The 26367-nt window shown below is 61.6% G+C and carries 23 protein-coding genes; 11 read left to right on the forward strand and 12 right to left on the reverse strand.

Annotated features, from left to right (window positions below; translation table 11 throughout):
- Positions 1 to 97: 97 nt before the first annotated feature.
- The 6 genes from NZ585_13855 (at position 98) to raiA (ending at position 7283) form a co-directional block, all read left to right on the forward strand.
- Positions 98 to 1579, forward strand: coding sequence for a YdiU family protein (locus NZ585_13855; GenBank protein MCS7081118.1), 1482 nt, complete (start codon positions 98 to 100; stop codon positions 1577 to 1579).
- 127 nt (positions 1580 to 1706) lie between these two features.
- A complete protein-coding gene (locus NZ585_13860) occupies positions 1707 to 3272 on the forward strand; it encodes an undecaprenyl/decaprenyl-phosphate alpha-N-acetylglucosaminyl 1-phosphate transferase (GenBank protein MCS7081119.1) in 1566 nt (521 codons plus the stop codon).
- Positions 3269 to 4810: a 4-alpha-glucanotransferase gene (gene malQ / locus NZ585_13865; protein MCS7081120.1), complete on the forward strand. Its 1542-nt coding sequence runs from the start codon at positions 3269 to 3271 to the stop codon at positions 4808 to 4810. The genes NZ585_13860 and malQ overlap by 4 nt, the downstream gene beginning before the upstream one ends.
- 128 nt (positions 4811 to 4938) lie before the next feature.
- Positions 4939 to 5619 (forward strand): HNH endonuclease, encoded by a 681-nt coding sequence (locus tag NZ585_13870; protein MCS7081121.1) that lies wholly within the window; start codon positions 4939 to 4941, stop codon positions 5617 to 5619.
- A gap of 65 nt (positions 5620 to 5684) precedes the next feature.
- Entirely contained in the window at positions 5685 to 6683 is a 999-nt protein-coding gene (locus NZ585_13875) for a class A beta-lactamase-related serine hydrolase (GenBank protein MCS7081122.1), read from the forward strand.
- Positions 6684 to 6731: 48 nt separating this feature from the next.
- Positions 6732 to 7283 carry a ribosome-associated translation inhibitor RaiA gene (gene raiA, locus NZ585_13880; GenBank protein ID MCS7081123.1) on the forward strand — a complete coding sequence of 184 codons (552 nt, stop codon included), beginning with the start codon at positions 6732 to 6734 and terminating at the stop codon, positions 7281 to 7283.
- Positions 7284 to 7382: 99 nt separating this feature from the next.
- Here the strand turns inward: raiA and NZ585_13885 are convergent, their stop codons facing one another.
- Positions 7383 to 8894, reverse strand: a complete 1512-nt coding sequence (locus NZ585_13885; GenBank protein ID MCS7081124.1) for a hypothetical protein — start codon at positions 8892 to 8894, stop codon at positions 7383 to 7385.
- A gap of 315 nt (positions 8895 to 9209) precedes the next feature.
- On the opposite strand from NZ585_13885, the gene NZ585_13890 reads away from it, so the two are divergent.
- From NZ585_13890 to kdsB, 3 genes are all read left to right on the forward strand, one after another.
- Positions 9210 to 9827 (forward strand): PH domain-containing protein, encoded by a 618-nt coding sequence (locus tag NZ585_13890; GenBank protein MCS7081125.1) that lies wholly within the window; start codon positions 9210 to 9212, stop codon positions 9825 to 9827.
- The gene (locus NZ585_13895) at positions 9824 to 11344 is read left to right on the forward strand and encodes a PH domain-containing protein (GenBank protein ID MCS7081126.1); all 1521 of its coding nucleotides are present in this window, start codon (positions 9824 to 9826) and stop codon (positions 11342 to 11344) included. Before NZ585_13890 ends, NZ585_13895 begins: the two co-directional genes overlap by 4 nt.
- A gap of 170 nt (positions 11345 to 11514) precedes the next feature.
- Positions 11515 to 12267 carry a 3-deoxy-manno-octulosonate cytidylyltransferase gene (kdsB, locus tag NZ585_13900; GenBank protein MCS7081127.1) on the forward strand — a complete coding sequence of 251 codons (753 nt, stop codon included), beginning with the start codon at positions 11515 to 11517 and terminating at the stop codon, positions 12265 to 12267.
- A 6-nt stretch (positions 12268 to 12273) separates the two neighbouring features.
- Here kdsB and NZ585_13905 read toward each other — a convergent pair whose 3' ends face one another.
- The 6 genes from NZ585_13905 to NZ585_13930 all read right to left on the reverse strand — a co-directional run bounded on the left by NZ585_13905 (position 12274) and on the right by NZ585_13930 (position 19634).
- Positions 12274 to 12585 (reverse strand): hypothetical protein, encoded by a 312-nt coding sequence (locus tag NZ585_13905; protein ID MCS7081128.1) that lies wholly within the window; start codon positions 12583 to 12585, stop codon positions 12274 to 12276.
- Between the two features lie 122 nt (positions 12586 to 12707).
- On the reverse strand, positions 12708 to 15407 hold the full coding sequence (locus NZ585_13910) for a PAS domain S-box protein (GenBank protein MCS7081129.1): 2700 nt from the start codon (positions 15405 to 15407) through the stop codon (positions 12708 to 12710).
- Positions 15408 to 15547: 140 nt separating this feature from the next.
- A complete protein-coding gene (locus NZ585_13915) occupies positions 15548 to 16456 on the reverse strand; it encodes a hypothetical protein (protein ID MCS7081130.1) in 909 nt (302 codons plus the stop codon).
- Between the two features lie 254 nt (positions 16457 to 16710).
- The gene (locus tag NZ585_13920) at positions 16711 to 17604 is read right to left on the reverse strand and encodes a hypothetical protein (GenBank protein MCS7081131.1); all 894 of its coding nucleotides are present in this window, start codon (positions 17602 to 17604) and stop codon (positions 16711 to 16713) included.
- Positions 17605 to 18045: 441 nt separating this feature from the next.
- Complete coding sequence (locus tag NZ585_13925; GenBank protein ID MCS7081132.1) at positions 18046 to 18927, reverse strand: hypothetical protein; 882 nt, start codon at positions 18925 to 18927, stop codon at positions 18046 to 18048.
- A gap of 554 nt (positions 18928 to 19481) precedes the next feature.
- The gene (locus NZ585_13930) at positions 19482 to 19634 is read right to left on the reverse strand and encodes a hypothetical protein (GenBank protein ID MCS7081133.1); all 153 of its coding nucleotides are present in this window, start codon (positions 19632 to 19634) and stop codon (positions 19482 to 19484) included.
- 209 nt (positions 19635 to 19843) lie between these two features.
- Between NZ585_13930 and NZ585_13935 the strand changes: the two genes are divergently transcribed.
- Both NZ585_13935 and NZ585_13940 read left to right on the forward strand, forming a co-directional pair.
- Positions 19844 to 20146, forward strand: a complete 303-nt coding sequence (locus NZ585_13935; protein ID MCS7081134.1) for a hypothetical protein — start codon at positions 19844 to 19846, stop codon at positions 20144 to 20146.
- A 201-nt stretch (positions 20147 to 20347) separates the two neighbouring features.
- A complete protein-coding gene (locus NZ585_13940; GenBank protein ID MCS7081135.1) occupies positions 20348 to 21184 on the forward strand; it encodes a Uma2 family endonuclease in 837 nt (278 codons plus the stop codon).
- A gap of 409 nt (positions 21185 to 21593) precedes the next feature.
- Here the strand turns inward: NZ585_13940 and NZ585_13945 are convergent, their stop codons facing one another.
- From NZ585_13945 to NZ585_13965, 5 genes are all read right to left on the reverse strand, one after another.
- Positions 21594 to 22757 (reverse strand): SUMF1/EgtB/PvdO family nonheme iron enzyme, encoded by a 1164-nt coding sequence (locus tag NZ585_13945; protein MCS7081136.1) that lies wholly within the window; start codon positions 22755 to 22757, stop codon positions 21594 to 21596.
- Between the two features lie 598 nt (positions 22758 to 23355).
- Positions 23356 to 23982, reverse strand: a complete 627-nt coding sequence (locus NZ585_13950; protein ID MCS7081137.1) for a hypothetical protein — start codon at positions 23980 to 23982, stop codon at positions 23356 to 23358.
- 461 nt (positions 23983 to 24443) lie between these two features.
- Entirely contained in the window at positions 24444 to 25511 is a 1068-nt protein-coding gene (locus tag NZ585_13955) for an RNA-directed DNA polymerase (GenBank protein MCS7081138.1), read from the reverse strand.
- A complete protein-coding gene (gene avd, locus NZ585_13960; GenBank protein MCS7081139.1) occupies positions 25486 to 25935 on the reverse strand; it encodes a diversity-generating retroelement protein Avd in 450 nt (149 codons plus the stop codon). The genes NZ585_13955 and avd overlap by 26 nt, the downstream gene beginning before the upstream one ends.
- Before the next feature lie 112 nt (positions 25936 to 26047).
- The coding region (locus NZ585_13965) for a formylglycine-generating enzyme family protein (protein MCS7081140.1) at positions 26048 to 26367 on the reverse strand (320 nt) is incomplete at its 5' end.

Raw genomic sequence — 26367 nt, forward strand, 5'->3', positions numbered from 1 at the left:
GCAAAGGTGGTTGGTTTCAGTGTGGCGAACGGTTTCAATACGCGCTGCGCGCGGTCGGCAAACGCCGGTCTCGAACTTGCTGAGAGGAGCTGTCTGCTTGTTACGCACGCTGGAGACGCTGGCTTTTGAGAACACCTACGTCACGCTGCCGGAAGACTACTACAGCCGCGTCGCGCCGGAGCCGCTGCGCAATGCGCGACTGGTCGCCTTCAACGCCGAAGCCGGCGCGTTGCTGGACCTCGACCCAGCCGAGGCGGCGCGGCCTGATTTCGTCGCCTACTTCAACGGCGAGAAGCGGCTGCCAAACAGTGACCCGATTGCCACACTTTACGCCGGTCATCAGTTCGGCGTCTATGTCCCGCAGCTTGGCGACGGACGTGCGATCTTGTTAGGCGAGGTGCGCAACGCGCGCGGCGAAAAGTGGGACGTACAACTCAAGGGGAGCGGCCGCACGCCCTATTCGCGCATGGGTGACGGCCGCGCCGTGCTGCGTTCGACGATTCGGGAGTATCTCTGCAGCGAAGCCATGCATGCGCTTGGGATTCCGACGACGCGCGCGCTGTGCATCATCGGGAGCGATGAGCCGGTCTATCGGGAGACCATTGAGCGCGGCGCGTTGTTGGTGCGGCTAGCGCCGACGCATGTTCGGTTCGGTTCATTTGAGGTGTTTTTTTACCGGCGGCGTCCGGCGGATGTGGCGCGGCTGGCGGATTACGTCATCGAACAGTTCTTCCCTGCGCTGCGCGAACTGGAAGCGCCGGAGCGGTTCGCCGCGTTTTTGCAGGAAGTGACGGCGCGGACAGCGCGGCTTGTCGCGCAGTGGCAAGCCGTCGGGTTTGCCCATGGGGTGCTCAATACCGACAACATGTCCATTCTGGGGCTGACGCTCGATTATGGCCCGTTCGGCTTTCTGGACGACTACGACCCGCAGTTCATTTGCAATCACTCGGATGTGACGGGGCGGTACGCTTTTGACCGGCAGCCGGGGATTGCGCTGTGGAACCTACGCTGTCTGGCGCAGGCGTTTGTGACGCTTGTCCCACGCGAGCGATTGGCGGCGATTCTTGACGGCTTCCGCGACCTGTTCTTTGACGAGTATGAGCGTTTGATGTTCGCCAAGCTTGGGTTGAACGACCGACGGCCGGAGGACGCCGAGTTGTTGGCGGACTGGCTGGAGCTTCTAGCGCGCGACCGCGCTGACTACACGGTGGCCTTCCGTCGGTTGGCGGAGGTTGTACCGGAAGACCCGACGCATCCGGCGAATGCACGGTTGCAGGACGCTTTCACAGACCGGGAGGCGGTCGCCGCGTGGTTGGCGCGGTACGGCGCGCGGGTGGCGCAGGACGGGCTTCCGACGGCGGAGCGTCACCGGCGGATGCGGAGCGTTAACCCGAAGTATGTTTTGCGCAACTATTTGGCGCAAATCGCAATTGAACGGGCGCAGGAGGGGGATTTCACGGAAATCGAGCGTCTTCTGGATGTGTTGCGTCGGCCCTACGATGACCAGCCTGCGCAGGCGCGGTACGCCGAGCCGCCGCCCGCGTGGGGCAAGCGCCTTGAGATTAGCTGCTCTTCGTGAAGTACGGGGCTCAACTTTGTCGCCCGCACGCTGGACATTTCATTCAGCGGCGTGAACAATCCCCTGCCAGCCAGGTTGGTTTGAGTTTCCCGCACGGGCTCGTTGTCCTAAGAAGGAGCTTGCGCGCATGCTAACCTACGCCGCAGTGTTTCTGACGGCTCTGGCGGCGGCGTTCATCCTGACGCCGCTCATTCGGAACGCAGCGCGGCGCTGGGAACCACTCATTGATACCCCGTCCGCCGCCCGGCACATCCATACCGTCCCCATCCCGCGTGTTGGGGGCGTCGCTATCTTCGTCGCCTTCTTGCTTGGCGTTGCGTCCGCATTTTTCCTTGAGCGCGGAAAACAACTGGAAGAAGCTGCCTCACTCTCCTTCAGGTTTCTCCTGCCCTGTGTCGCCATGTTCACCCTCGGTCTCGTGGACGACATTCGTCGGCTGCGAGCCGGGGTGAAGTTCGTCGTCGAAGTTGCCGTCGCCGTCTGGTTTCATTTCTCCGTCCAAGGCATTACGACGCTGCCGAATCCTCTGACAGGCGGCGTTATCGAGTTGGGGATGTGGGGCCTACCCATCACTGTCCTCTGGTTGGTCGGCATCAGCAACGCCTTCAACCTCATTGACGGCGTGGATGGGCTGTCGGCCGGCGCGGCGCTCTTCTCGACGCTGACGCTCGCTTATGTCGCCGCCGCCAACGACAACATCCCGCTTGCTATCTTTCTCTGCGCGCTGGCCGGCGGGACGGCCGGCTTTCTCAAATACAACTTCAACCCGGCGACGGTTTTTATGGGTGACTGCGGCAGCCTCTTCATCGGCTTCACGCTTGCCGGACTGGCGCTCCTGCACGCCCAAAAGTCGGCGACGATTGTCACCGTCGCCATCCCCCTATTGGCCTTTGGGCTGCCAATCATGGAAACCGCTCTCTCCATCGGACGGCGCTTCCTTGCTGGCAAGCCGATCTTTGAAGCCGACCGCCGGCACATGCATCACCAACTCTTGGCGCGCGGCTACTCCCATCGCACGACGACCATTCTGCTTTATGGCCTGTGCGCTTTTTTCGCGCTTGTTAGTCTCCTAGCCTACAACTCCCCAAATCGCCTACTGGGGTTGATCTTGCTGACGCTGGGGATTGTCGTCTGGATCGCCGTCCAACATCTGGGCTATCACGAGTTTGGAGAAATTGGGCGCGTCATTCAGCGGTCACTCAACCAACGCAGCATCATCGCCCACAACATCCGGCTCCACGACCTCGCCGAGTCGCTAATGCGCTCGGAAAGCTTTGAAGCGTTCTACACGCACCTTGCCGACTGCTTTGACGCCACGGACTTTGCGCGCGTAGACCTTCATCTGCCGCTCGAATACGTCTGGCATGTCCAAGAGCATGATAAGTTCCGTTTCGCCCGGCGCGGCAACCTGATGATCGCCACATGGTCGGTAAAGCATCCGTCCGACGGCGACGCCCTTGGACAACTCACCGTGCCGCTCAAGTTTGAAGACGGTCGCAGCGGTCGCCTTGAACTTTACCGCGCCCTCGACCAGCCTTTGCTCTTTGATGTCAACTTGCTCTTCGGTAAGCTGCGAACCGCCATTGAGCAAACAATCATTCGCTTGGCGGCCGATACCCCTGAACCCATTCGCCTCCGCGAAGAGCTTTCCGACTCCGGCAGCATTTTGCTCCCCAAAACAACGCTTTCGTGACGACCTATGTGTGGCCGCGCGCTTGCGGCCTGTTGCTTCACCCGACTTCCCTGCCCGGCCCCGACGGCGTGGGCGTCCTTGACGGCTCTGTTGAACGCTTCCTCGATTTCCTCACAGCGGCAGGGCAAACCTACTGGCAGATTCTTCCGTTGGTTCCAACCGGCTACGGCGACTCGCCGTACGCCGGGCTGTCGGCCTTCGCCGGCAATCCACTGCTGATTTCCGCCGAAACACTGGTCGAGATGGGACTCATCCCCCACGAGCGGCTGCGCACCCGTTCTGCGTTTCCTACCGACCGAGTGGACTATGGCGCGGTCATCCCGTGGAAGCAGGCGCTGCTTGCCGAAGCGTTTGAACGGTTCACTACCGGCGCTCCGACCGTTTGGCGGACGGATTTCGAGAGCTTCTGTCGGGCTGAAGCCGCTTGGCTGAACGACTACGCTCAGTTTCGCGCCCTCAAAGACGCCCACGGCGGTCGTCCTTGGAATGAGTGGCCTGCCGCACTGCGCGACCGTGACCCCACTGCCCTCGCTGTCGCCATGCGTGACCTCGGCAGAGCCGCCGCCGCCCACCAGTTTCAGCAGTGGCTTTTTTTTAGACAGTGGGAGCGAGTCCGCGCAGCTTGCCGGAAGCGCGGCGTCCGCATCATCGGCGACGCCCCGATCTTTGTCGCCTACGACTCGGCGGATGTCTGGGCCAATCGGAAACTGTTCAAACTCGACGCCGAAGGCCGTCCGACGCACGTCGCCGGCGTCCCGCCGGACTACTTCAGCGCCACCGGACAACGCTGGGGCAATCCGCTCTACAACTGGCGGCGAATGGCGGCGGACGGCTTTACTTGGTGGCTGGCTCGCATGCGTCACCTGTTCCGGCTGGTGGATGTCGTCCGCCTCGACCACTTTCGCGGCTTCGCGGCCTGTTGGGAAATTCCAGCTACAGCGCCAACCGCCGCCGTCGGCCGGTGGGTCAAAACGCCGGGCCGCAAACTGTTCGCAGCGATGAAAAAAACCTTCGGTGCATTGCCGATCATCGCTGAGGATTTGGGCGTGATTACGCCCGATGTGACGGCGCTGCGCGACGACTTCGGCTTTCCCGGCATGCGCGTTCTGCAGTTCGCCTTCGGCGGCGACCCCCACAACCGCGATCTGCCGCACAACTATGTTACGAACGCCGTGGTTTATACTGGCACGCACGACAACGATACGACTGTTGGCTGGTACGCCAGTCGTCCCGGCATCGGCTCGACTCGCGAAGCGGAAACCATTGAGCGTGAACGCGCTTTCTGCCAGGCATACCTCAACAGCGACGGTACGGAAATCCACTGGGCCTTCATTCGGGCGGCTTACGCGAGCGTAGCGCACACAGCGATTGTCCCAATGCAGGACGTGCTGGGCTTGGGGAGCGAGGGTCGCATGAACCTGCCCGCCAGCGAGCGCGGCAACTGGTCGTGGCGCTGTCCAGCGGAAGCTTTCACGACCGCCGCCGCAACGCGCCTGCGCGAACTAGCCTGGCTGTACGGCCGGTTGCCCAGCCGGTGAGCTTCTGCTTTGGCACTGTGAACGCTCCTTAGCGAAGTCGCGTCGCCTGTCTGCTAGACCTAGCCGCCGCCTGCCCGACAAGCGCTAAGGCAGGGGAATGCCTCACAACCAAGGGGACGGCTCCCCGAATGGGGGTTGTCAGTGTGCGGGTGTTTCGCGCATCATTGAGCAACCCCTACGCCCACGTGTGTTTATCTCCGGCTAGAGGTCGCGCCAAAGGTAATGCACGACGGGCTGGAAAGAAGGAGAGTGCGAGCTTGATCATTGCGCAACGGAAGGTCCTCCTGCTCAACGCCTCATATGAACCGCTGGGCTTGGTCTCGTTGCCGCGCGCTTTGCGGATGGTCTGGCAGCGAACGGCCGAAGTCCTCGAAAAAGACGGCGACCGGGTGTTGCGAACCGTACGCTTCACGTTCGCCTGTCCCTCAGTAGTGCGGTTGCACGAGTACATCAACGTCCGTAAACGGCGGCGCTCATCCGGCGGTCTGCGAACGAAGATTCTGATCCGCGACCGGTATCGCTGCCAATACTGCAACAAGCGTGGGACGGCAGCCGACCTGACGCTCGATCACATTGTACCTCGCTCACGCGGCGGGCAGTCGGTTCCCGAAAACCTCTGCGCCTGCTGCCATGAGTGCAACCAACGCAAAGGCGACCGGACGCCGGACGAGGCCCGGATGCCGTTGCTGTCCAATCCGGCAGCTCTGTGGCACGACCTTGACCTGACGGCGTTGCATCATGCCGCCGCGTCGCGGCCTGAGTGGCGGAAGTACCTTTACCTTGATGCAGCGGATGCGGCTGCGGCCTGACGGCGCGCGTCGGACGATCCGATGCGCGCCGTTTCGCTTCAACCTATCGGCGTAGACGGTCAACGATGGTGCGATGTTTGTTTTCCCGTCACTCTGGGCGGGTTGGCCTCGGCGTCCTTTTCTGCTGCCTGTGGTTCATTGGCGGCGACGCCCAGCCAAGCGTCGCCGCCCAGTCCGCTGAACCAGTTGCAGCAGCGAAGGAGCGCCCGGCGCGACGGACGGCTGAGATGAACCGGCGCATCCAACGGCGGTTGGCGTCTTTCAAGGGCAAGGTGTTCTGTTTTGCGAAAAACCTCGATACGGGTGAAACCTTCGGTCTTGCTCCTGACGCGAAGGTGCGGACGGCCAGCACCATCAAGGTTCCGATCATGGTCGAAATCTTTGCGCAAGTCGCCGAAGGCAAGCTGAGTTGGGATGAGAAACTTACCGTCGTCCGTCGGCATGAATACGAGGACGGCGGTGTTCTGTTTGAGCTGACGCCGGGAACGCAAATCACCGTCCGCGACGCCATGCGGCTAATGATTGTCGTCAGCGACAACATCGCCACGAACATCCTGCTGGACCGCATCACGACGGATGCGGTTAACGCGCGGCTGGAAAAGATGGGTTTTACCCACATCCGTTCTCTCCGCAAGATTGGCGGCGGCGGCGAAAGCGCTTTTCGCGAAAGCAACCCTGAAGAAAACAAAAAGTACGGCATCGGCGTTGCCACTTCGCGTGAGATGGTCAGATTGCTGGAAGCCCTTGAACGCGGCCTAGTGGTCAGCCCGGAAGCTTCGCGGGAAATGCTGGCGGTGATGAAACGGCAGCAGTTTCGGGACGGCATCGGGCGCCGGCTGCGCGGCGTTGAGATCGCCAACAAACCCGGCGCGCTCGACCATTTGCGCAGCGACATCGGCATCGTCTATACGAAGCACGGCCGCGTGGCGATGGCGATTACCATCGAAGACATTCCAGTGGTGGATTACTGTAGTGAGGCCGAAGGCCATCTGCTCATCGCCGACATTGTGGACATTCTCTTGGACGGACTGGCGACGCCGCCGCGTCCCATGGCACGGCGGTAGCGTCGCCGAACGACACATCACTGAGTTGTAGGAGTTTCTTCACCAACGATGAATCTTGACTTTACTGTACGGAACTTCACCCTTACGCCCGCCATCAAGAAGTTTGCGCGCGAGCAAACCAGGAAGGTCGCCAAACTCCTCGATGACCGCGACCACATTCGCCTGCACCTGACGATGGCCATCGAGAAGCACCGTAATCTGGCGGAGCTGGTGCTGACAATCGGCGAACAAGTGCTGACGGGCAAGGCGACGACGGACGACATGTATCAGTCCATTGCGCAGGCGACGGAAAAGCTAGCCCGCCAGGTCGGCAAGCTCAAGGAAAAGACAGAAACGAAACGGAAAACGCGCGCCAGCGTCAAAACCGTCACGGCGGCGGCTGAGGCGGCGCGCGCTGAAGCAGAAGGCGAAGTGGATGTTCCGAAGAAGCCGCGTATCATTCCGACGCGCCGCTACACTGTCAAACCGATGACGCCCGACGACGCCGTCGCCTGCCTCTCACCTAAGGATCAGTTCGTTGTGTTTCGTAACGTGGAAACAGACCGCGTTGGCGTGTTGTACCGCCGGCCGGACGGCAACTTCGGCCTGATTGAGTCGTAGCTCGCGCTGGTGCAATGACTAAAACCCCGACGCTGGCGAGAATACGCCACGTCGGGGCGTTTTCTATGCGGGTTGCGCCATGACGTTGGATGACGCTTGCTACTTGCGTCGCGCCACGCCTCGGCGCAACACGTCACGCAGGTAGAGTTCACAGACCGGCTGCCGTTGGAAGTCGGCTCCAAGCAATTCGCGCAGCCTACGGATGGCTTCATAACGCGAAATGCCCATGTTGGCCTCATACCGCCGCCAGAAGTCTTCCCACCAGTCGGGCGGCTGCACCTTGACGCCCTCATACTCAGTGACGCGCCCAGTTTCGCCGCCTGTTACGAGACTGCCGACATACTCACTCTGTTTGTAAACGCGCTCAATCTGCTCCTTGATGGCGGCAATGTCGGCCTCGGTGGCGACGCCGTTTGAGGTGGCTTTGTAAAACTGTACGGTGACGCGCACCGGGAAACGTTCATCCCGCTCGATGGCGAGATTGTCAATCTCCGTAAACGGCCCTTCTAAATCGCCGTGGCCAATGACGGCGTTCTCGATGTCGCTCTGGGAGCGCGCCACAACAGGGGCGTCGCTCTTGTAGAACTCGGCGGCGCACATTGGCATTGGCGAGCGCGGACGAGGTTTTTGCTTGAGCGGCACTTGAATGAGCAGCACCATGTTGAGGCCTGATTCATCCCGTGCTTGACCCGGCGCGCCCGGCGACGGAGAGGTCTTGTCGCCGCCTTTAGCGACAAAGTCGCTTTCCCGTTCACCTGTCAGGCTGGCGCGTTGACCGTTGGCGTTGAAGAACAATCGCTGTCCCCAAACCGCGCCTGTCTCAAAAGCGTCGCGCGCATTGTCAATCACGGTCACGCTTGTACCTTCGCGCGTCGCAAGGATGGTTAAGACCGCCGGGTCACCCTTGATGGACTGGTAGTTGAAGACAACAGGGTTGAAGGTCGCCTTGCCGCTCTTTGGAATCGGCAGGAAACAAGCCTGCGCGCTGACCAGCACCTTCGTGTCGCGCGGCGCAAGCAAACTGTGCTTCTCACCGCGCCAAGACGCCGGATTGGTCAGGTATGAGCGCGGATGCGCCAAGAAGTCGTAGAGTGAAACCCGCCGCAGCGGTTGGCCGTGTTGATTCCCGACCAACAGCGTGAAGTCGCGCGGATCAAGGTCGCAGGTGAGGTCGCTGAAGTTGGGATAGCGAATGACCGGCATACAGGTGACGCGAAACTGATTTGTCGCCGGGTCACGGAAGCCGACCTGAATCGTCATATCGCTGATGTTGGGGCCGACGGCCGAGCCTTTGTAACGCCCGGTGTCTTCCCACGTGATGTTGAGGATGTCGAGGCCGTACTTCGCCGCCAGCGACCTTGCCGTTGGATTGCTCACCATCGCGGCGGTTTCGGCGATGGCGCGCTGGTATTCGGCGGCTTCCTTGGGTGATAGTTTGCGTCCGGAGTCGGCCGGCGGCGGCGACGCCGGCGGCGGTGGCACGTTTGGCGGGGGATCGGTTGTCGTAGGCGGGGCGATGGGGGAAGGGGAAGTGGTGTGCCGGATGAAACCGGCGACGGTGGCGGTGCTGAGCACCAACCCGGCCATGCATAGTGATAAACGGCGCGTCATAAAAAGCCAACCTCCGGGATGGGCTGTCTGGATGTTCACGACCGTGGACGTATCACCCGGCAAAAGGTTCCCGTCGTGCGCCGACGCTCTCGATTCCGGTTTCAAACGTTACGGAGTGCACACGCTTTTTGGCGTCGGTACAATCCGCTGGCTTCCGTCGTACCCAGTTGAGCCCCCGCAGCAACTTCCCGGAGAAGGCCGTCGTTCTCGGCGGCGGCAATTGATGCCAAAATAGGCAATGAAACGCTGTTTCCTCCACAGACATCACCCTCAGCGTCTCGGAAAGACTCCAGTAACAAAGTGAGGAAAACGCCTGTGTCTTCTGACGCCACGCCGGACGCCGTAACTTTGCCGCCGCCCACGGCGACGCCGTCGCTCCCTGCTGAGTCGCCGGCCGGACCGGCGACTGCCTCTGCGACGCCGCCGGTGGAAAACTTCCGCGCGCTCGAACCTGATGTGGTTTCCCTGTGGCGACTGAACAGCGGTATCGAGTGGGCGATTTTGCTGTCGCTGGCCTTCGTCGCCATCACCGTCGGCGGCATCGTTTTCGCATTGGGGGTATGGTTCTGGGTGTTGCTGGCGGCGTGGGCGCTCGTGGCGATGCTGGCGGTTGTTCAAACGATTTGGTATCCGCCGTTGGCGTACCGGCACTTTGCCTACCGCGTAGCCGACCGCGTCATCGAGGTGCGGCGCGGCGTCTGGTTTCGGGAAAGCCGACTCGTTCCGCTGTCGCGCATTCAGCACGTGGATTTGCGGCAGGGACTGTTTGAGCGGTCGTATGGCTTGGCGACGCTGGTCTTTCATACCGCCGGGATGCACGAGTCGAGTACCGTTTTACCGGGTCTTTCGGCGGGGACGGCGGCGGCGCTGCGCGACCAACTCATGGCGCAACTCCACGAACGACCGGCGGCGACCGGAGCGATGACCGTATGAACGCCGAGGCCGACCTCGCTGCGCCGCTGCGCCTGTCCGGGAGACTTCATCCTTGGACATTAGCGTTCGGATTGTTCGCTGTTGCGCGGCAAATGCTGATCCCGCTGCTCTACTGGGTGTTTTCCGGCTTTGGGTCATTCGGCGCGCTGCTGGTGCTGGTTTTTGGTGTGCCGAACCTACTGCTGGTCATCGCTCGGTACTGGAGCTTTCGCTATCGCGTGGAAGCTGATGAACTGGTCATCGAACAGGGTATCGTGCGCCGCCGAGAACGGCATATTCCGCTGGCCAACATTCAGGAAATCCGTCTCGAACAGAACCTTGTTCAGCGTTGGCTGGGTGTGGCGCGGGCTGACGTGGAAACGTCAACCGGGGGCGGAGTGGAAGCCTCGCTCGCCGTGCTTGCGACCGCCGATATTGCGCGACTGCGTCAGAGCGTGTTTGGAACGCGGGCTTCCGTCGCGCCAACTGCCACCCCCCATGCCGCTACGGAAACGCCCCTGCTTGCGCTGCGTCCGCGCGAGTTACTCATCGCTGGACTGACTTCAAACAGTGTTTTTACGCTGTTTGTCGCACTGGGAGCGCTGTTTCGCTTTGCCGAGGAATGGTTGCCGGAAGCGGGTCGTCGGGCGGTCTGGCGGGCGGTCATCGAGGTGACGCAGGCGCTTGGCGGACGGAGCGTATTGGCAACGACACTGACGCTGACGTTTTGGATTGGCGTTTTACTTCTGTCCAGCGCAGCCCTTTCCGCCCTGCTCAGCTTGGCGCGGCTCTATGACTTTCGACTGACGCGGCATGGAACATCGCTCCGGCGCACATACGGGTTGTTCACACGCCACGTCAGCAACCTCTCGCCGGCGCGTATTCAGGTCATCACCGTTGAGCAAACGCTGTTGCAGCGACTGTTCGGCTGGGCGGCGCTACGGGTGGATGTGGCCGGCGTCGCTTATGAACGAGATGAAGAATGGCAAGGCCGGGGGCTGCTGGCGCCGCTGGTTCGCCGCGACGCTGTAGAAAACCTGCTGCCGTGTTTTCTGGAAGGCTGCGCACTGGACGCCTCCGCGTGGCGGTCGGTGTCGCCGCTGGCTTTTCGGCGGGGCGTCGTCCGGCGCTCAATCTGGCTGCTTTTGGCAACCGCCGCAGCGTTTTGGTGGTGGTCGTGGTCATACGGCTGGCTGCCGCTGCTCTCCTTTCCGGCGCTTGTCCTTGTCAGTTGGCTGGACTATCGCGCGTGGGGGTATCTTGCCGCGCCGGACTACTGGTTTGTCCGTCGCGGCTGGGCTAATCGCGTCATCTACGCCGTACCGGTACGGAACATTCAGACGGTGGTCGTCACGCAAACGCCGTTTGATCGGCGGTTGGGACTGGCGACGCTGATACTGGATACGGCGGGGCCGACGCCGGTTGTCATCCGTAATGTCCCTGTCGCTGACGCCGAGGCGTTGGGCGGTCGCGTCGCGCGTGCGGCCGAAAGCTGGTGCGTCAGCGTCGCCGACCCGGCGCATCCCCAATCGCCATAGCCCGAATCGCCGTGGTGTCGGGACCGCCGCCGTTCATTGTCTGGCGGCGTCCCACGCCGGAGACCGGAAAATTCGGTACGCTTGGCGCGTGCAACAGCGTAGGGGAGGCCGTTGCGCCGACCCGAAAAAGACCGTGGGAGTCTCTCCCTCACGTCACGGAGAAAGCATCGTTGAACGCGGCTGCATCATCCGTCGTCGCCGTCATTCCAGCCCGCTATAACGCCGTCCGCCTGCCGGGTAAGCCGCTGATTGACCTGTGCGGAAAACCGATGATTCAGCGTGTTTACGCGCGCGTTCGGCAAACACCGGGCATTGCGCGGGTGATTGTCGCTACGGACGACCGGCAAATCGCCACCGTTGTCGAGGGGTTTGGCGGAGAAGCGTGGATGACGCGCGCCGACCACGCCAGCGGGACGGATCGAGTAGCCGAGGTCGCCGCAGCGATTGACGCCGACATCATCATCAATGTGCAAGGCGATGAGCCGCTCATCGCGCCGGAAACCATCACCGCCGCTGTCGCGCCGTTACAGGCGGACACGGCGCTTCTGATGGCGACCACCTGCGAGCGACTCAATCCCGCCGACGCCGCCAACCCCAACGTCGTCAAAGTCGTGTGCGACGCTCAACACCATGCGCTGTATTTCTCGCGCGCGCTGATTCCCTACCCGCGTCAGCCGGCGCAGGCGCAGACGCTCTGGCGGAAGCATACCGGGCTGTACGTGTATCGCCGTGAGACGTTGCTGTGGCTGACCAGGCTTCCCCCGGCGCCGCTTGAGTTGGCTGAAGGACTTGAACAACTCCGGGCGCTCACGCACGGCGTACGCATTCGCGTCGTGGAAACTGCCTATTCTTCTATTGGCGTGGATACACCGGCGGACGCCGAGCGCGTCCGCCAGCGGTTGGAAAGCCTTGGGGAAGACTAAGGGAAACTAGCGCGGATCGTACCAGTCAGTCGTTGGACGCCCTGTAAGGCGGGGCGTCTTGCGCGGAATCGGCTTGGTGTACTGTTCCGGCTGGAAGGCGGATGTGCGGCGGGCTGCGTAAAAGCCCGCCGGAAGCTTGCGGCCGCGCGGAATCTCACGTCCAAAACCACCGGCCGGAGCGGGCGGCGTCGTGTTCATCACCGGCGGCGAAGTCACCCGCCCAGCGTAAAAGTTCCGTGACAGTTTTCTTCCCTCTGGAATATCCGATGAGCTCCGGTACGGAGAAAGGCGGCAGGGAACATCGTCGTTGATGGGCATAGGACCTCGCAGGTCGTCACTTTGTGGTTCGCGCCGGCGTTCTCTCCGGCGGCTGCCCACGTTAGCGGTATAGCGTTAATCAGGCTGTATGGATTAGCACAAGGTTGGACGCTGTCAACAGGTCACGCCGCTGGCGCTTCCCGACCGAGCGCCCGTGCAACCGCCGCCAACAACACTTCCGGTGTAAAAGGCTTTTGGAGAAACATCACCGCCCGCGTCGAAAGCTCATCGGTTATGACCTCTTCACCATAGCCGCTGGCGACAATAATCGGTATGTCGGAACGGTGTTCACGCATGGCTTTCAAGCACGCCAAGCCGTTCAGCTTGGGGATCGTGGCGTCCAAAATCACCAAGCTAAAGGCGTCCGACTGCTCGGCGAAGCGCGCCACGCCCTGCTGGCCGTCGGTGGCCGTTACAATGTCGTAGCCAGCTTCCTGTAAGATTTCCGCAAAAAGCTGGGCGATCATCTCATTGTCTTCGACCACCAAGATCAGCCCTGCCGACGCCGAACTGATGAAAGGCAACCCACTTTCCGGCGTCATGCGCCGTGGCTCGGAGACTGGCGCTTCACCGGTCGCTCCAGCGCGCAGGGCTGGGAAGCGCACTTCAAAGCGCGTTCCCTTGCCCGGCGCGCTTTCGACGCTAATCGTGCCGCCATGCGCCGTCACGATGCCGTGCACGACCGACAGGCCCAAACCTGCGCCGTCCCCCATGGTCTTGGTTGTAAAAAATGGGTCGAACACATGCCGGCGGGTTTCTTCATCCATGCCGACGCCAGTGTCAGCCACCGTCAGGCAGACGCAGCGACCACCGAGTTGCCCACTCAGCGTTCGTCCGTCGCGCCAAATAGGAAACACCTCCATGCGTGTGCCGAGCGTGATTGTCCCCCCTTGCGGCATTGCGTCGCGCGCATTCAGGCACAGGTTGACAATAATCTGCTGAACTTGATCGCGGTCACCCTCAAAAGGCGGCAAGTTGGACGCCAAGTCAGTCGCGAGCTCAATGGTTGGGGGTAATAACCCGCGCACGAGAACCAGGCTCTCTTCCACCACGGCCGTCAAATCAATCATCTGCCGCGAGGCTTCCTTCCGCCGCCCAAAGGCGAGCAACTTTGACACCAGTTGCGCAGCGCGCTCGGCCGACGACTCGATGGCGTTGAGGTACTCCTCCAAGGCCTTGTCACCGCTTGGCGCGACTTTCCGCCGCACCAGGCGTGAAAAGCCCAGAATACTGTTGAGCAGGTTGTTGAAGTCGTGCGCGACGCCGCCTGCAAGCCGTCCAACGGCTTCCATCTTTTGCGCCAGTTGGAGCGTTGCCTGGAGGCGCTTTCGTTCGCCTACATCCCGCATGACGGCGATCAAGTACTTCTTGCCGCCAGAAACAAACTCCGACACCGCGTTTTCAATCTCTACCGTGGTCCCGTCCGCACGCCGCGCCGTGAACTCATACGTTGGTGGAGCTGGCTCACCGCGCATCCGGCGTTGTGTGTACTCGCGCAACCGCCCCTCTTCATGCGGCGCGCACATAATGTAGAATTCCCGCCCAATGAGCGACTCCGGCGCTTCAACACCATACAGTCGCGCCACAGCTTGGTTGGCGTAAACAATCCGCTGGTCGTCCTCAACAATAATCCCATCGAGGGCGGCATTGAGGATGGCGTGAAACCACTCTTCACGCTGACGCAGGCGCTCCGTTAGTTGGCGCGCTTCAGTAACATCCTGAATCAGCGCCAACTGACACGGCGTATCGCCAATGACCAGCGTCACAGCCGACAGCAGCGCCTCACCCACGCGACCATCGCGCGTGCGGTAGCTGGCTTGAAAGTCAGTCACCTGCCCCTGCGCTTCCAGTTCGTGGTAATACTGCTCATACTGTTCTGGTTTTGCCCATAAACCCAGTTCCAACGTCGTACGCCCGATGGCCTCCGCGCGCGTATAGCCGAACATTTTGGTAAACGCCGCATTGACATCGAGACAGCGTCCATCCGGTATCCTCTGAATCGAAGTGGCGATGGGAATCACCTGAAAAACACGGTAGAAGCGCTCCTCGCTTTCCACCGAACGCAGTTTTGCCGTCTGTTGATCGCTAATGTCCTCGATGTACATCGAGACGGCATCCGCCGCGAGGCCATGCCGACGCAGCGGCTCAAACGCCGCCGCAAACCATCGGGACGACTGCAACGACTGGTGGACGAACGACACTCCGCGCCCAAGGCGGAGCGTCTCGCGGCACCAGCGCTGCCAAACCGATAAATCGGCCGCCTGCGCTTCCGTCAAGCCCAACGCATCCAGCGGGACGCCGACGAGTTGCTCCGGCGGCCGCCCAAAATCGGCGGCAAAGGTTTGGTTGATCATTCGAAAGACAAAGCGCTCACCGACGCTTTCCATCACCGCCAGCCGCGCCGGCGACGATACAGCCAGCCCACGAACGAACGCCGCCTGAACAGCCTGTTCAAACGCCTGACGCTTCAGCGACATCGCCTGTTGCAGCCGCCGAACGACCAGCGTCGGGGGCGTCCGGACATCCAGACAATCCCACGCGCCGGCTCTCAGCCAAACCGCCACATGCGTTTCTGAGAGCTGCTCCGCGCAAACGATGACCGGAATCCGACGCTCGCATGCCATGCGCCACCAAGCAGCGGACGGGTCGCCGGCCGCTGTGTGGCTATCTACAAGCACGGCATCCACTGCCGACCAGTCAACCGGCCGGGTCAATGTCAGGGCTTCTACTTGGAAACCAGCGTCGCGCAGAGCCGACGCGAGGCGTTCCACAATCGGAGATGCGCCGATTGTGGCGATGAAACTTGGACGAGAGGTTGTCAACGAAACAAACGCCGAGGACGAATAGACTCAGCAGCCGCTCAACCTAGGCTGGAAGCCGAAAAGCCTACTTGACTGGACAAAGCCTCACAAGAGCCGGAAGGCGACGGTGCGGCGGCTGTCGCTGTTTGTGTCCGGCGCTCTCAATCGCCGCGTGCGTAACTCTTCGCTCGTGCCAGCGATTCGGTGATAAAGCGCCACGTGTCCACCTGCGCCTGCACCGGCGTCAGGTCAAGCTTGAGCACGTGATCGAGGTGATCCTGCGGTGTGAAGTTTTGCACTACGCTGACGTGGAAGGGACGGGAGAAAATCACCCGCGAGTCAATTTCATCCACGACTTGCCCGGCGTCATCGGTTTTGCGCTCGTGCAAGCCGTACATCACATAGCAGGCGGTCGTCGCGTGCACCAACAGGTACAGCTCAACGGCGTCGAACTTACCGATGTAGCGCAGTTCATCCGCCCGACCAATATCCACCGTTGGGGTTGTCTCCGTCTTGACGGTCGTGATGGCTTTCGTCAGATGCGTACTGAGCCGCCCGTCAGACACGACAACGGTCGGCGTACGGGTGTCTTCCGGTTTAGCGCACTGGGCGAAAGCGGCGCTAAGCGCGTCAAAAGCGGCCTTGGCGTCCACGTACGCCTTCCGTATGTCGAGGTATAGCTTGGAGTTCGGGTTCGCCCGGTAAATGCGGTTGACCTGTTCGTAATACCCGTTGAGAACGCCATACCGTTCTTGCAGGCGGTTGCTCCAACTTGTGTGCAGCGCACTATACTCTTCATAGCGCACCACTCGCCGACTCACCTGCTGGCCTAGTGGCGAGGCGGCAAGCTGCTTTTGTAGGTCTTCAGCTTCCGCCCTAAAGCTGCGCAGAGCCGCCAACAGGTCTGCCTCCGCCATGACGACCGGGGCTTGCGCCTGTACGGCCGGTGGGAAGCCAGCACACGCCACCGCGACCAACAGGACAAGAAACGGTCTTACTTTCCACCACCAGCTGAGCCTCGCAAAACTAAGCCGTTGCTGGGCGTCGAAGGGCTTGATGTCGTGCGTCATGATGGCAACCTCAAGCGATAACGCGCCACAAGGGCGTACGGGCTGGAAAAACATACCCCTGAAGCTTGGAAAAACAGCTACGCTAGCTGTAATCTCAGCGCGGGCTGACAGTGAAACACGAAAGCAACGTTTTGTAAATAGCTTTTCGCTAGAAACTAACGCACCATGCGAAGCGCGTCAAAAAACGAGACGGGGAAGCCTCCAACTCGGAAGCTTCCCCGTGCTACGTTGACGCCCGCCTGTAACGCGGTGCGTCAATTCACGCGGCTGTAGGATTTCGCCCGTGCAAAGAACTCGCTGAGGTTGCTGAGCATTTCCCCCTCGGCCTCAACGGCCGCAATCTTGAGCTTGAGAGCGTTTTCCAAATGCTCATTTGGCGTCAGGGCGCGCACCGCTGGCGTGTAGGGAAACAGCTCCGAGCGTACAACGGACAGGTGGAACTGCTCACTGGCCTTGCCGCTGTCATCTGTGACGACCTCCTTCCAACCAAACATCACATAGCACGCCATGTCACCCTTGACGAGTAGGAACATCTCCACTGAGTCAAAGTTGCCGATAAACCGGGAGTCGTCGGACTCGATAATGTCTTTGGCGGCTTCCGCCGGGGCCGGTGGGAGCGTCGCCGTACGGGCTGAGGTCGCAATCCGCTCGTTGAGACGCCGGTCGGCGATAGCAACGGCTTCCGTACGCAGCGTATCGGGCGCTTCAATTGTGTTGAAGGTGGACTTGAGGTTGTCAAAGACAACCTTGGCGTCAAGATACGCCTGCGTCATTGCTTTGTACAGCGGCGAGTTTGGATTCGTCCGATAGACGCGGTCAATCTGCGCGTAGTACGCTGACAGTCGCCGATAGCAGTCCTCAATTTTGCTACTGTAGGCCTCAAACGTCCGCCGATAGCTTTCGTAGTCCATTGTCCGGCGGTTGGGGCGTCCCGTCGCCGCCCCCTTGCCGGCGACTTGGGCTAGCAAATCAAACATCTCGCTGCGCAGCGATTTCAGGCCGGCGACAATTTCAGTGTCGCTCATCACCTGTCCCTGCATGGCAGGGGCGCTCCAGACTGGGCCAACGACAACGGACACCCACCCAATGACCATCATGGAGGCTATCCCCCACCTAGTCAACCAACGCCCCAACGACTGGTTACGCATTGTCTCGCTCCTTTCATGAGGGTTCTTGCGTGCAACCGGTAACCGCCCCTCAACTGCAGCAGGTTTGGCCCCAGTCAAACAAAACCGTAAAAACCCGTCAACACCCTAGATGTTTACGTAGTCATCACTTTATCTTTTGGCAGCTAAGCAGGATTAAGCTGGATAGGCATGTTTTCCAACGTACGAAACTGGCGGTGGCGGTCATCTTTTCCGGTTGGGAAAGCCATACCGAGCCGCTGCACGCTCAGCGAACGTCACGGGTGGGAGCGCGCAAGCCCCACCAGGAATGGCAAGCGCCTTTCCAAGTAAGCAGCGTGGTGTACTGTTTGGCATTGCGGCGGCGTTCCGCCGCATATCAAAAACGCCTGACGCCGCTCTCTAAGGACGCTTCATCGGGGCGCTGGCGCAAACAGCACAACCTCATACTGATGTAGAAACACCCTAGTTTGTTCGTGAGTAGGATTTGGCGCGGGCAAAGAACTGCTTGAGGTCGGTCAGGGTGTCACCTTGAGCCTCAACCATGGCGATTTTGAGCTTGAGAGCGTTTTCTAGGTGTTGCTCCGGCGTCATGGCACGCACCGTCGGGGTGAAGGGAAACATTTCGGAACGCACGACGGACAAGTGGTACTCCTCAGTTGATCTGCCGTTTTCGTCATCCACTACTTCCTTCCAACCAAACAGCACATAACAGGCGCTGTCGCCGCGCACGAGCAAAAACATTTCAACGGCGTCAAACGTGCCGATAAAGCGCGAGTCATCGGACTCAATGATTTCCTTAGCCGCCTGAGCAGGCGCCGGCGGAATAGCCGCCGTACGGACAGATGTGGAAACGCGCTCGTTGAGCCGGTGATCGTTTGAGACCACAGCTTCGGTGATGGTCTGCTCCGGCGGCTCTAGCGTGCTAAAGGTGGATTTGAGATTGTCAAACACGCCCTTAGTGTCAAGGTAAGTCTGCACCATCTGTTTGTAGAGCGGCGTGTTTGGATTGGTGCGGTAGATGCGGTTGATCTGCTCGTAGCAACCAGCCAGACGCCGGTAACAGTCCTCAATCTTGGCGCTGTAAGACTCATACGTGCTTCGGTACAGCTCAAAATCCATAGTCCGCCGACTGGGGCGAGTCATCGCTGCCCCCTTGCCGGCGACCTGAGACAACAAATCGAGCATCTCGCTGCGCAGGGCGCGTAACGCGGCGACGATCTCGCTGTCGGTCATGATGCGGTCCTGCGGCGGGCGAGGAACGGCCAGCGCTGCCAGCGACAGAAGACCCAAACAAACCACCACCCAAGCCAAGCGACGGCGCACAAGGCTTCCCCAAAACCTCATAATGCTCATCTTTACCACCAGTTTCGGTTACACACCGCGACGAAAATGCGGCTTTAGCTTACTTTTCAGTTAGGCTGTTTTTCTGAGAGGGTATGACACGGTGATGTTACATTACTGTAAAAAGAGAAAAGCGTACCGGATTTTTCCGGGCAGTAACTAAAATTTTCGAGATTTCGAGGAAGTGCAGCGCCATAGCACCAGCTTTACTGGCTTACAGGCTGTCGCTTGCCGCACTCGCTGCCGCGTAAAAGACTTGCTTGTTGACGCGCTGCATCATCAGCGGCGCAATTCACCGCCTGAACCCACGCTATTCATAGCGTGGACTCACACGCCAACCCCCAACCTCTTCCTACTCCGCCTCCGTCGGCAGCCGACACACCAAGCCTTCCTCTGCCCGCCCTGCACATTCAGCTGCGTCAGAAAGCCTAACAATCCTCTCAACTTAAATCCACAGGGCATGCTGGGCAATCCTTTCGACGCTCGGATTGTTCCTCATCACCGTCTCCCACTGCGCCTGTGTCACTTCGTACTTCTCCAGCCAAAACGTCATTACCTCAACCGACCTCCTCCACCGACGCCCCCATGCAAAACGCGCTGGCGGGGATATAGACCACCTCGATGCCGTAGGCGACCTTCCGCACCGTCCCTGGCGCGGGTGCTTTGGGCGGCGCTGGTTTCGCTCGTTCACTACCCGGCCGTGGCGTCACCGGACGTCTTTGCTGCTCGCCAACAGAGGCAGCGTACACACGACAACACACATCAGACTGCCGGCCACACCCGCCAGAATCCGCGTCCTGCTTTCTTATGTCTGTCATCAACAGGGTTTGTTTCTCTTAATGCTTTCTAGTCGGTGTTTTCTTGTTGACTGTGTCAACGCACAGCGCGGGCCGGCAATCCGGCGGCGACGGGGCGGTACGTGAAGGAGAAAACCTATCCAGAGGGCGAGGTGGTAGAGTTGGAGGCGCTGGGCGGGTGTTGGTTGCCGGTGCGGGAGGTGTTGGCTGGGGTGTTTGCGGAGGATTTGCGGCGTGAGGAGCTGGAGCGGTTGTTGGCGGAGCAGGCGGCGAAGTTGGCGTTGGAGGCACGGTTGAAGGAAGCGGAGGCGCGCGTGGAATCTGAGCGCGCCGTACGGGAAGCCGAGCGGCGAGCCAAAGAAGCCGCCTTGCAGGAACTCGAACGCCTCAAAGCCAGACTCCGTGATCTGAATCGCGCCGAGTAGAGCGGTCGCTGCGTCGGCGGAGCGTCCCCCGGCTGAACCGTGTCATCACTCTATGGCGCGGAAACCGCTCACGGGAGCGGAACGACACATAGCGCCCGTCACAACCTGCCTGTACTCCTACCTGTGATATGTTCTTGTCCCGCAGGCGCGCGCCGCCGCCCGTGGCGCAGACCCAACACCGACCTTGGAGGTACACAAGCGATGTCCACACCGTTGACCGCCACGCCGCCCCGCTTGATGACCTTCGAAGAGTTCTTAGACTACGGCGAACCCGGCGTACGCTATGAACTCGTGGATGGTGTCCCCGTCGAGATGCCCCAACCGAACAAACGCCACCAGTGGATTGTTTTGAGTCTGGCCGTGCGCCTGATGCGCTGGATCAGCGAGCGGCGACTGCCGTACGCGGTGACGCAGCTGGGGTTGCAGATTGACGAGTACCTGGCGCGGATTCCCGACTTGGTGGTGTGTCGGCGGGAGGACGCGGTGGTGAAGGAGGGTGAGGAAGAAGCCGGGGTGGTGCGGCTGGGCGTGCCGGTGGTGTTGGTGGTGGAGGTGGCGAGCGAGAACTGGCAGGACGACTACGGGAAGAAGCGGGCGGAGTATGCGCGGCGCGGAGTACCGGTGTATGTGGTGGTGGATTGGCGGCGGCGGTGTCTGGTGGTGTGCCGGGAGCCGGAGGAGGCGACGGGGCGGTATCAGCAGGAGGTGACGTATCGGGAGGGAGAGGCGGTGGTGTTGGGTGAGTTGGACGGGTGCGTGTTGGCGGTGAGTGAGGTGTTGGGCGGGGCGTTTGGGGAGGATTTGTTGCAGGAAGACATCGAGCGGCTGTTGGCGGAGCGGGCGGCGAGGGAGGCGGCGGAGGCGCAGTTGAAGGAAGCGGAGGCGCGGGCGGAAGCCGAGCGGCGAGCCAAGCTCGAAGCCGAAGCCCGCGCCGAGGCGGAACGCGCGGCGCGGGAAGCGGAGCGGCAAGCGAAAGAAGCCCTGCTGGAAGAGCTGACCCGCCTGCGCGCGCAGTTGGGGTCGCCGCCGGAAGCGTAACGCCGGCGGCGCGCGCCGCCAATGAGTGAGCGCCAAGAGAAAGTCGCCCTAACACGTGAACTTGTTTGAAAAAGCGTCATCGCGCCGCGTCGCGCGCTGGAAGCCTGAGTGACCACTGACAAAGGGCATCGCCACCCCTTCCGGCGTGGCGCGTGGCGTCGAGCCGCCACGCCACAAAGCGGCGTCCAGCCGCCGCACGCCAAACGCTTGACGCCGCCCCCAACCGATTCCTGCTTCATCCTTGCCGCGTCATCAGCGGCGCATCGCCCCGCCTGAACACAGCCTCGCCATTCATCGCCTAGCCTCCACGACGCCCCCGAAAACCCACAGCAAACAATGAGCAAAAATTTCGCCGTGCGCTAAAGCGCGCGGCTCAAGGGAAAAGTCTCAAGGGTAATCACACGGGGGTTTACGGCGCGCCGACCGCCACGCGCAAACCGAGGGAGTAGTTCCGGTACGCGGGCGTGCTGACGGCGCGGGAGGCGGCGCGGCAGCTGTTGGCGTCGTCGTCCCACGCCCCGCCGCGCAGGACACGACACTTCCCGCTTCCGGGTCCGCGCGGATCCTCCACAGGACTGATCCGATAGTAGTCCCACTTGTACCAATCCTCGCACCACTCCCACACGTTCCCATGCATGTCGTACAATCCCCACCCGTTCGCCCGCAGCCGCCTCACCGGTCTGGTTTGCTCGCCGCTGTTCTTGTCATACCAACCAACTCTTTCCAACCGCGACTCGCCGTTCCCGCCGTAATAATAGCCCTGCGTCCCAGCTCGACACGCATACTCCCACTCCGCCTCATACGGCAGCCGCCACACTAGCCCGCCGCCCAGCCGATACCGCTCATTCAGCTTCCTCACAAACACACGACAATCCTCCCAACTCACCTGCTCCACTGGACACTCGGGACAACCCTCGAAATGACTCGGATTATTCCCCATTACCGCCGCCCACTGCGCCTGTGTCACTTCCGTCTCCCCAAGCCAAAGGCCCCGTGTGATCCGCACCCGATGCACCGGACCCTCACAATATTCATCGCCGCTCTCTGCACACTCGTCATCCTCGTAAGGGATGTCCTCGTCAATGTCCGCTTCAAGATCCTCTTCAGGATCCTCCCCCATCTCAAACTCCCCCGGTGGTATCCACACCAACCGTATCCCTGCCGGACTCGCCCACACCTCCCCCGCGCGCCCGCCCACCGGCACGCTCGCACCCACTTCTACACCAACCCCGCCGGGTTCCGTTTGCACGGGCGCGCTGTTCGTCCGGCAAAAATAAAACTCCCCCTCCAACGATGTGGACTCCCACGGCACTTGCTTCCCTTGCGTCTTGCGCCTCACCTCCGCCCGCACCGCCTTGAATACTCGCTCCACATCCCACCCGGGCTGCCGCATTGCTCTCAGCAATGCCTCTACATACGGCGAGTTCTCTCCGTCTCCATCGCTTGCCGTTTGCCCGGGCGCCGTCGCGTACGCAATCAGCGTCCCGTGCGGCGCTCTGATCTCCGCCAGCCCGGAAACTGCGTCTCGGCTGAAACCACGAAAGGGGCTGTTCCGACACGCATCCAATATCACGATTTTCACCCCCCCCACTCGCGCTCTCCATCTGCTTCAGCACCTTGTCCACATCCAAACAGTACAACTCAATATCCGCCGGCCGCTGCACCTTTCCCTCGGCCCCAATCGGGATCATGTAACTGCGCCCATCCACCTGCCCCCCATGCCCCGAGTAATAAAACAGTCCGACGCTGCCTCTTCTCTCGCTCAACCTCCTCCCAAACGACTGCAACACCGCTTGCATGGACGACAAATCAGCGTCTGTCGTCATTTCCACCTCAAACCCCGACGCCCGCAGCGCATCAGCCATCGCGCGCGCGTCATTGATCGGATTTTTCAAGCGCCCTACCACGTAGTTTGCATTCCCCACCACGAGCGCCACCCGCCGTTCGCTCACCGCCGTTTCATCCACCGGTGGCGGCGTCATGACTCGTGGGCCTTTGCCGTCGCCGCCCTGCCCAGCCCTCGGCGGCGAACCGCCACAAGACACCCCACCAATCAGCGCCAGAAATCCGGCGCACAACGCTGATGCGCAAACAACACCACCAGCCGCTTTCATCTTCGTCCCTCCTTATGCCGGCGTGTCAGATGCGCCGACATCCATTCATACCAACTCTCACAAACGCCGCACGTACACCCGCGCCGCAAACTGCACCCGCGCCTGAAACTCCTGCCACGACATCTCCACCCGACTCGGACTCCCCGGCCACGGGTCCCGCAACACCACCCTGTGCAGTATCGGCTCGCCGTACGGCCCGACCGAGTACACTACCGCCGTCAGCACATAGGCGTGTCCAATCGCCCCCGGCCGCGCCAACCCCACAATCAGCGGCCACCGATACGCCAAATCCTGAATGATTTGCGCCCCGTGCCACACGTACGGATCGGCGTAAACCGCCGAAAATGACCCGCGCCGATCCGGCGCCCACCCCGACAACGCCGCCAGAATCTCGTGCGGCCCGGCCGGCGCGTCCACCAACCCGCCAAAGACACGCGCCACAATCTGCTCTTGCGTCACATATAAGCCGTGATAGTTGAGCGTCATCTGGATACAGGCCGCCCAGCACCAGTTCGCCTGCCGTTGGCGACCGTCTTGTTCCGGCGCGGCGTAAAACTCAAACGCCCCACTCGGCACGCCCGCCACAAACAGATTCGGCCCCAAAGGGCGGATGTCGGCCCGCGCCGAACCGGCCGCCAGCCACAACAACGCCGCCGCCAACCAAACTATCCTGAACACACGCATGGCGTTTCCTCCGTGTCAACCTTTTTAGGACGTTCATTTGTACCCGAATCGTACCCAACGCAGCGCCGCGCTTTTCAGCCCAACGCCATCCCGTCCGCCCGGAACCTATTCCCATCGGCGCGCGCCTTTGCTATACCCCCTCCGGGCGGCGCTCGCCTCTTCCTGCGCGGCGGGGCGTGGAACAACAACGCCAACAACTGCCGCGCCGCCAACCGCAACGACAACACGCCAACGAACCGGAACAACAACCTCGGTTTGCGCGTGGCGGTCGGCGCGCCTTCCTCAGGCCTCTCCCCTTGGTGGAAGCGCCGCAAGGGATTGCGGCGCGCGCCCACGAGAGCAGTCCAGAGCGCCGTCCCGCGACGCCCCCTCATCCGGGGCATCCAAAAATCAACCGGACCGCGCCGACCTAGTAGCGTCTCCCGACCGAACCGCCGGCGCGGCCCACTTGGGAACACGCCTCACGCCTCGCTCGCCCGCTGAAACACCAACCGCTCAAACATCCGCGTCCGCAACCGCCACGTGTCCCCATGCCCAAGATGCGCGTTCCAGCTCTGCAACGCCGCCGCCGCCTGCTCCCACGTCACCCACCCGCGCCGATACCACGCCTGCCACTGCCGCATCCGCCGCCGCATCCGCGCCAACGCGCTTGACCGCACCCGAATCCGGTCGGGCAAAACCCGAAACCCCACAAAACTCGCCCCCAAGCGCGTCTCGAACAACTGACTCTTCACCGGATGAATCCGCAGCCGCAGCGTCGCCAAGTGCGCCTCAATCGCTTCCCGCGCCGCCGCCAACGCCCCACGGTCGTCCCCAAACAGCGCAAAGTCATCCACGTACCGCACATACCGCCGCCACCGCAACCGTTCCTTCACGAAGTGGTCAAACCCGTTCAAGTACACGTTGGCGAACAACTGGCTTGTCAGATTCCCAATCGGCAGCCCACGCCGCCGCTCCCACGGCGTAAACAAATCATCCCCCGGAAAATACACCGCCTCCCCGCCCTGCTCGTTGCTCCCGTCTATGATCCGTTCCAGCAGGCGCAGCGTCGGCGCGCACTTCAGCTTCCGTCGCAGCAGCTCCTTCAAAATCTCGTGGTCAATGCTCGGAAAATACTGCCGAATGTCGCACTGCAACACGTACCGACTCCGCCGCGCAAACTGCGTAAACCGCTTCAGCGCCCGGTGCGTCCCATACCCCAGCCGGTTCGCGTAGCTGTCCCGAATAAAGCTTCGCTCAAAAATCGGCTCGATCACCTGACACACCGCATGGTGAACCACTCGATCCCGGTACGGCGCCGCCGAAATCAGCCGCGCCTTCGGCTCATCAATCCAAAACGACCGATACGCGCCCGGCCGCCACGTCTCCTCCCGCAACGCCCGCTCCAACCCCAACAGCATCGTTTCCAACTCAAAGTTGAACGCCGCCGTCTCCGACCGAAACCGCTTCCCCCGCTGCGCCCGCCGCGCCGCCAGCCACAGATTCTCAAACGCGACTATCCGCTCAAACAGTCCGCCCCGCCGTTTCATCCCCCTCGCCGCCCCCTTCCGTCGCCGTCGCTTCCGCCGCTGCGCGCGCCGCCTGCTGCTTCCGCCAACCGCCCACTTCCGCCCCAATCTCGTCCATCAGCCGCGCCACGTACGCATACCGCCGCAAGTCAATCAGCTCAAACTCCAGCAGCAGCCGCGTCTGGTAGCGCGCCACCTGCAATCGCGCGTTGACCTGCTCCAGCACCTCCGCCTTCGACCGCCGATACTGCGCCCGCACCAAGTCCTCCAGCATCCCATACAGCTCGTTGATGAGCCGTTCCCCCAGCCCGTACTTGTGATCGCGCGGCAGCCGGTTCAACACCGGCACATACCACTTCACCAACGCATACACCTTCTCCACCACCGACAGCCCCACCGCTGCCGACCCTGCACCCACCACGCCACGTTGTCCCTTCGTTCTCATCCAAACCTCCTTGCTCCCAACGCAAAACCCTAAGACTTCAAATGGGCAAAAATTTCGCCGCGCGCGAAGCGCGCGGCTCAAGGGAAAAGGCTCAAGGGTAATCACACGGGGTTTACGGCGCGCCGACCGCCACGCGCAAACCGAGGGGGCTGTACCAGTCCGAGGGCGCGCCGAAGTAGCGGGAGGCGGCGCGGCAGAGGCTGGCGTAGTCGCTCCACGCCCCGCCGCGCAGGACCCGCACCGACCCGCTCCCCGGACCTCGCGGATCTTCCACAGGGCTGATCCGGTAGTAGTCCCTCCCATACCAATCCTCGCACCACTCCCACACGTTCCCATGCATGTCGTACAATCCCCACCCGTTCCCACGCAGCCGCTTCACAGGGTTCGTCCGCCCACCGCTGTTCTTCTCGTACCACCCCAGCGCCCCCAACC

The sequence above is a fragment of the Chloracidobacterium sp. genome (genome assembly GCA_025057975.1).
Lineage (GTDB): Bacteria > Acidobacteriota > Blastocatellia > Chloracidobacteriales > Chloracidobacteriaceae > Chloracidobacterium.